A 4,312-nucleotide genomic window follows, 5' to 3' on the forward strand; every position below is an offset into this window, starting at 1 on the left:
TGTACCTGAATCACGGATGGTGCGACTCCCGTCGATGACGGGGAGAAGGCGCTACCGGGGCCGGGGTGAGCTGATGTCCATTCTGCGGATCTCGGTGGCGTGGACGGCGTAGATGAAAGGGCCTGCTTCGGTGCAGGCGGTCGTGATCGCGGGCAGGTTCGAGAGCAGCCACTGTGCCATCACGGCACCCGGTAGGTCCTGCCGGGTTATGTAGAAGCATCGCGCGTGATGTGTCAGGACGGCTTCCTGCTCGGCGGGGCGGTAGCGGATACGCGCGTCCTTCATGAGCACGACCCAGCCGAGGCGGGCCGTGTCCTCGATCCAGGTGACGTCCGCGATGTCCTCGTCCTGTGGGATGCCGTAGTGCTCGGCGAGCGTGGTCAGCCGTAGCCCGGCGTCTCGGAGCAGCCGGGGGACGGCGATGCGGCCGAGGCTGCGGTCAATGAAGACGTGCGGAAGCCCGGCAGGGTGGCAGCCTGTCGAGTCATCAGGCGGCGATTGTGCTTGCGACACGGACGGCGCCTTCAAGGTCAGGGAGAGGCACGCCGAATTCCTCCGCCACCTCGGCGAGTGCTTCGCCGGCGTGGAAGCGGCCCAGGGCGTCTTCGATGCGGGCGCCACCGTGAGTGAAGATCGGCTGGCCGAAGCCACGGTGGGGATCGACGATGACGGAGCCGGGCTCGTACCGTGGTAGCCGGATGAGCCGGGGGTAGCCGTCCGCGGCGAACTCCACCAGCCGGAGGTAGGACTCGACGATCTCCCCGAACACCCGCTGCCCGTTGCGGACCACGACCAGTTCCCGGGCTCCACGTGCTTCGGGCGTGTCACCGTGGCTCTCGGCGAAGTCGTAGAGAACCTCGGCACCGTCGGTGTACAGGGCGCGGGAGGCGAGGACGTGCTCGATCCCCCACTGCTCGGACAGGCGGGCCAACGCGGGGCGGATCCGCTGGAGCGGCACCCCGGCGGCTCGGATGGCCGCCAGGATCATCCCCTCGGCGAGCCCGATGAACGGCACGACCGCCGTGCCAGGGCGCTGCCGGGGCAGCACGGTGACGATCGGCTCACCCTGGACCGGGGCGCGGCCCGGTGCGTGCCGGGTGTAGCCGTAGGCCCAGTTCGCGAAGGTCGACGTCGGCACGCCCAAGTGCCGGCCCGCCTCGGCGACGCTGTACAGGGGCAGGTCGAAACGGCCGCGATCCTGCATCATCGCGCCTCCTCTCAAGCCTGCTGGATCCGAAGGTCCCTGCCGCGCAACACCATGATCATAGCTTCTTGCTGGCTCGACGACGCCGGGGAGTACGACGCCGGGAGGATGCCACGGCGAGCCGTGCTGCCGCAGTTTCTCTGGGGCTGGATCGGGCCGGGCAGGTAGCGCGCCTCGTAACGGTCGCGCATGGCGGTGGGCGAGCCGAACCGGGCGGTGTCGCGTACCAGCGCGCGCCGCAGCGACTCGGCCGGGCTGATCTGGAGGTACACCGCAAGATCCCACTGGTCGCGTCACTCCTCGTGCAGCGGGAGGACACCGTCGACGAGCAGGACCGCGTCGGGCGCGACGGTGTGCGCGGGGCCCTCGAGCGGAGTGTCGTGGCGAAGATAGAACGCGGCGGTGTGCTGTCAGCGGTCGCCGTCCGGACCGAGCGGATCGAGTAACAGGTGGCGCACCGCGCGGTAGTCGAACGCGTCGAAGAACTCACCTTCCGGGGACAGCGGTCCGTGCGGGTAGCGCACCGTCCGGCGATGGTGGAAGCCGTCGACGCTGGCGCGCAGGACACGACCGCGAGACGGTGGCACCGCGGGATCGTCGGCCCCGCCCGGTGACGGTTGCAAGGCCGGCACCGGGCGGGGCCGACGGCGGGCAGGCGACGCGGTCGGTTCCATGTCGATCCGGGCGGGTAGCGCGCGGCGACGGGCGCGACCCCACCTGGACCTACGTGCCGGTAGTGTGCTCAGCGGCGCCGAACGCCGGGCCGGTAGACCCGCGGCGGAACGTAGACCCGCGGCGGAACGTAGACCACGGTCGGCCCCGAGGTCGGTGGGGCGACGTAGCCGGGGGTGGTCCCGTAGACCACAGCTGGCCGGTACACCCGGGGGGGTGCCACGACGACGGCACCGGGCCGGTAGACCCTGGCACCGCCGAGCGGTCGCGCCTGCGCCGCGACCGCTGGCAGAATCGTGAAAGCCGCGGCGGCGGCAAGAAACAGGGCGAGCGTCGACAACATCCGTTTGAGGATCATGTTGTGCTTCCCGTCGTTGGGTCGCGGCTCGTACGGACGCCGCTGGACACGGACGGTGGCCACTTCGTCACGACGATGTCACCTATAGTGGGGATTCAATCGCCGCTGGTTACAGCATGGGGGACGCGTGGCGGGCACGCCACCCGGGCCCGCGCTGGCAGGCTCTGGTCATCGCCGGACCCGAACCGCGGCATCCGCTGCCGCCAACGGTCCCTACTTGTGCCAGGTCGTGTCCGGCTGCTCGGGCACCGCGCAGGTAGGGAGACAGATATGGACGGCGCGTTCCCGCCGGAGGCCGAGCGACCCACCGATCCGGATGTGGATCTGCGTGTTCCGGCGCAGCGTCGGGAGCTGGGCCGTGGGCCTGTGCTGCTGCTGGCGGTGATCGCGGTCGGTGGGGCGGTCGGGGCGTGTGCCCGCTACGGCGCGTCGCTGCTCTGGCCGGATCCGGCCAGCGTGTTCCCGTGGACGACCCTGCTGGTGAACACGGTGGGCTGCGCGCTGATCGGGCTGCTCATGGTCGTGATCACCGAGGTGCCGGCGGTGCACCCGCTGACCCGGCCGTTGCTGGGCACGGGGGTGCTGGGCGGATTCACCACCTTCTCCACCTACGCGGTCGACGCGCGACGGCTGATCGACGGTGAGCACACCGGCCTCGCCCTGGCGTATCTGGCGCTGACCATGGCGCTGGCGCTCGGTGCGGTCTGGGCGTCGGTGGTCGCGACCCGCCGGCTGGTCGGGCGACGGCCGCGGTGAACTGGCTACTGGTGATTCTGGGGGCGATGGTGGGAGCGCCGGCGCGCTACCTCGTCGTCCGCGCGGTGCAGGCCCGCCACGACAGCGCGTTCCCCTGGGGCACGTTCACGGTCAACATCGCTGCCAGCCTGATTCTCGGGCTGGTGACCGGTGCGGTTCTGGCGGGGGCCGCGTCGTCCCGGGTGGGGCTGCTGGTCGGCACCGGGCTGTGCGGGGCGTTGAGCACCTACTCGACGTTCTCCTACGAGACGCTGCGCCTGGCCGAGAACGGCAGCGGCCTGCTCGCCGCCGCGAACGTCGCCGCCAGCATGTTCGGCGCCCTCGGCGCCGCCGTCCTCGGGATGGAGGTGGCCCGGGCGGTGTGGGGATGACCGGACGCGGGCGGGGCTTCGCCCACGAACACCCTGACTGCCGCCTGGGGCGGGGTCGGTCTGCCGGCGGTCAGGCGGAGTCGGAGGTGGAACCCGAGTGGGAATCGGGCGCTGACGGGTCGTCCGGGCCGGGGGTGGTGGGGGAGGGGGAGGCATCGTCCGGGGGTGTCGTGCGGCGGTGCCGGCGGGTCCGCAGGACGGCGAATCCGCCGGCTGCCAGCGCCGCGGCGCCGGCCACCGCGCCGGCCACGTAACCCCACGGGCCGGGCAGGCCGAGTGGGCCCTCGGAGTCCGTGTCCGCGGCGGCGCCCCGGGCACCGCTGGCCGTGGCCGGGGCGCCGCGGGCGGTCGTGGCCTCGTCCCGGTAGGTCCTCTCCTCGGCGGTGGGGGTGTCCTGGCCGAGGGTCGGGTCGCCGGTGCGCAGGGCGGCGCGGTCGGCGGTGTCGAAGCGGCCCACGACGTCGGCGTAGAAGCCGACCTGCGCGGCGGCCAGGTCGGCGTCGAACTTCTCGAGTTCGCCGTCCGGGGAGACCACGACGAGATAGCTGGGCCCGGCGATGCCCGAGACGTGGGGAACACCGGCGAGCTTGTGGAACGGCGCGCCGGGGGTGATCTGCAGTGGCGGTTTGAGCAGTGCGTGCCGTTGCAGCCCGGAGGCGACCAGCGCGGGCTTGGCGATGGTGTCGAGGGTCGGGCCCTGGGTGGTCCAGATGGCGTAGAGCTCGTTCTCGCCGCTGGCGTGGTAGCCGCGTACGGGATCGTCGATCCATTCGGTCGCGCCGAGATGTTCGATGCTGACCGCGCCCACCGCGCGCCGGACCAGATCCGGGTGCCGCAGAATCCAGGCCCGGGAGTTCTCGATGCCGACCCGTCCGGACATGTGGCCGGGGTACAGCGCGAACACCAGTGTCCGGCGTAACCGCTGCCCGGGCGGCAGCGCGGCGAAGTGCC

General features: G+C 71.7%; 8 protein-coding genes. 2 read left to right on the forward strand and 6 right to left on the reverse strand.

Annotated features, from left to right (window positions below):
• Positions 1-51: 51 nt before the first annotated feature.
• The 5 genes from G6R24_RS18715 to G6R24_RS18735 all read right to left on the reverse strand — a co-directional run bounded on the left by G6R24_RS18715 (position 52) and on the right by G6R24_RS18735 (position 2,297).
• Entirely contained in the window at positions 52-513 is a 462-nt protein-coding gene (locus G6R24_RS18715) for a PIN-like domain-containing protein (protein ID WP_163550498.1), read from the reverse strand.
• Positions 488-1,207 carry a DUF433 domain-containing protein gene (locus G6R24_RS18720; protein ID WP_163550499.1) on the reverse strand — a complete coding sequence of 240 codons (720 nt, stop codon included), beginning with the start codon at positions 1,205-1,207 and terminating at the stop codon, positions 488-490. The genes G6R24_RS18715 and G6R24_RS18720 overlap by 26 nt, the downstream gene beginning before the upstream one ends.
• Before the next feature lie 11 nt (positions 1,208-1,218).
• Positions 1,219-1,476, reverse strand: a complete 258-nt coding sequence (locus tag G6R24_RS18725) for a hypothetical protein (protein WP_163550500.1) — start codon at positions 1,474-1,476, stop codon at positions 1,219-1,221.
• 138 nt (positions 1,477-1,614) lie between these two features.
• On the reverse strand, positions 1,615-1,791 hold the full coding sequence (locus G6R24_RS18730) for a nucleoside/nucleotide kinase family protein (RefSeq protein ID WP_163550501.1): 177 nt from the start codon (positions 1,789-1,791) through the stop codon (positions 1,615-1,617).
• A gap of 155 nt (positions 1,792-1,946) precedes the next feature.
• The gene (locus G6R24_RS18735) at positions 1,947-2,297 is read right to left on the reverse strand and encodes a hypothetical protein (RefSeq protein WP_163550502.1); all 351 of its coding nucleotides are present in this window, start codon (positions 2,295-2,297) and stop codon (positions 1,947-1,949) included.
• A 207-nt stretch (positions 2,298-2,504) separates the two neighbouring features.
• On the opposite strand from G6R24_RS18735, the gene G6R24_RS18740 reads away from it, so the two are divergent.
• Positions 2,505-2,990: a fluoride efflux transporter FluC gene (locus G6R24_RS18740; RefSeq protein ID WP_163550503.1), complete on the forward strand. Its 486-nt coding sequence runs from the start codon at positions 2,505-2,507 to the stop codon at positions 2,988-2,990.
• Positions 2,987-3,361, forward strand: a complete 375-nt coding sequence (locus tag G6R24_RS18745; RefSeq protein ID WP_163550504.1) for a fluoride efflux transporter FluC — start codon at positions 2,987-2,989, stop codon at positions 3,359-3,361. Before G6R24_RS18740 ends, G6R24_RS18745 begins: the two co-directional genes overlap by 4 nt.
• Positions 3,362-3,431: 70 nt before the next feature.
• On the opposite strand, the gene G6R24_RS18750 is transcribed toward G6R24_RS18745, so the two are convergent.
• A partial coding sequence (locus G6R24_RS18750; protein WP_217465677.1) for a hypothetical protein occupies positions 3,432-4,312 on the reverse strand: 881 nt, incomplete at its 5' end.

The sequence above is a fragment of the Candidatus Frankia nodulisporulans genome (assembly GCF_902806475.1).
GTDB classification, from domain to species: Bacteria; Actinomycetota; Actinomycetes; order Frankiales; family Frankiaceae; genus Frankia; species Frankia umida.

Coding starts and splice junctions, on each gene's coding strand:
- G6R24_RS18720 (WP_163550499.1), bottom strand. CDS start 1,207: ATGATGCAGGATCGCGGCCGTTTCGACCTGCCCCTGTACAGCGTCGCC.
- G6R24_RS18740 (WP_163550503.1), top strand. CDS start 2,505: ATGGACGGCGCGTTCCCGCCGGAGGCCGAGCGACCCACCGATCCGGAT.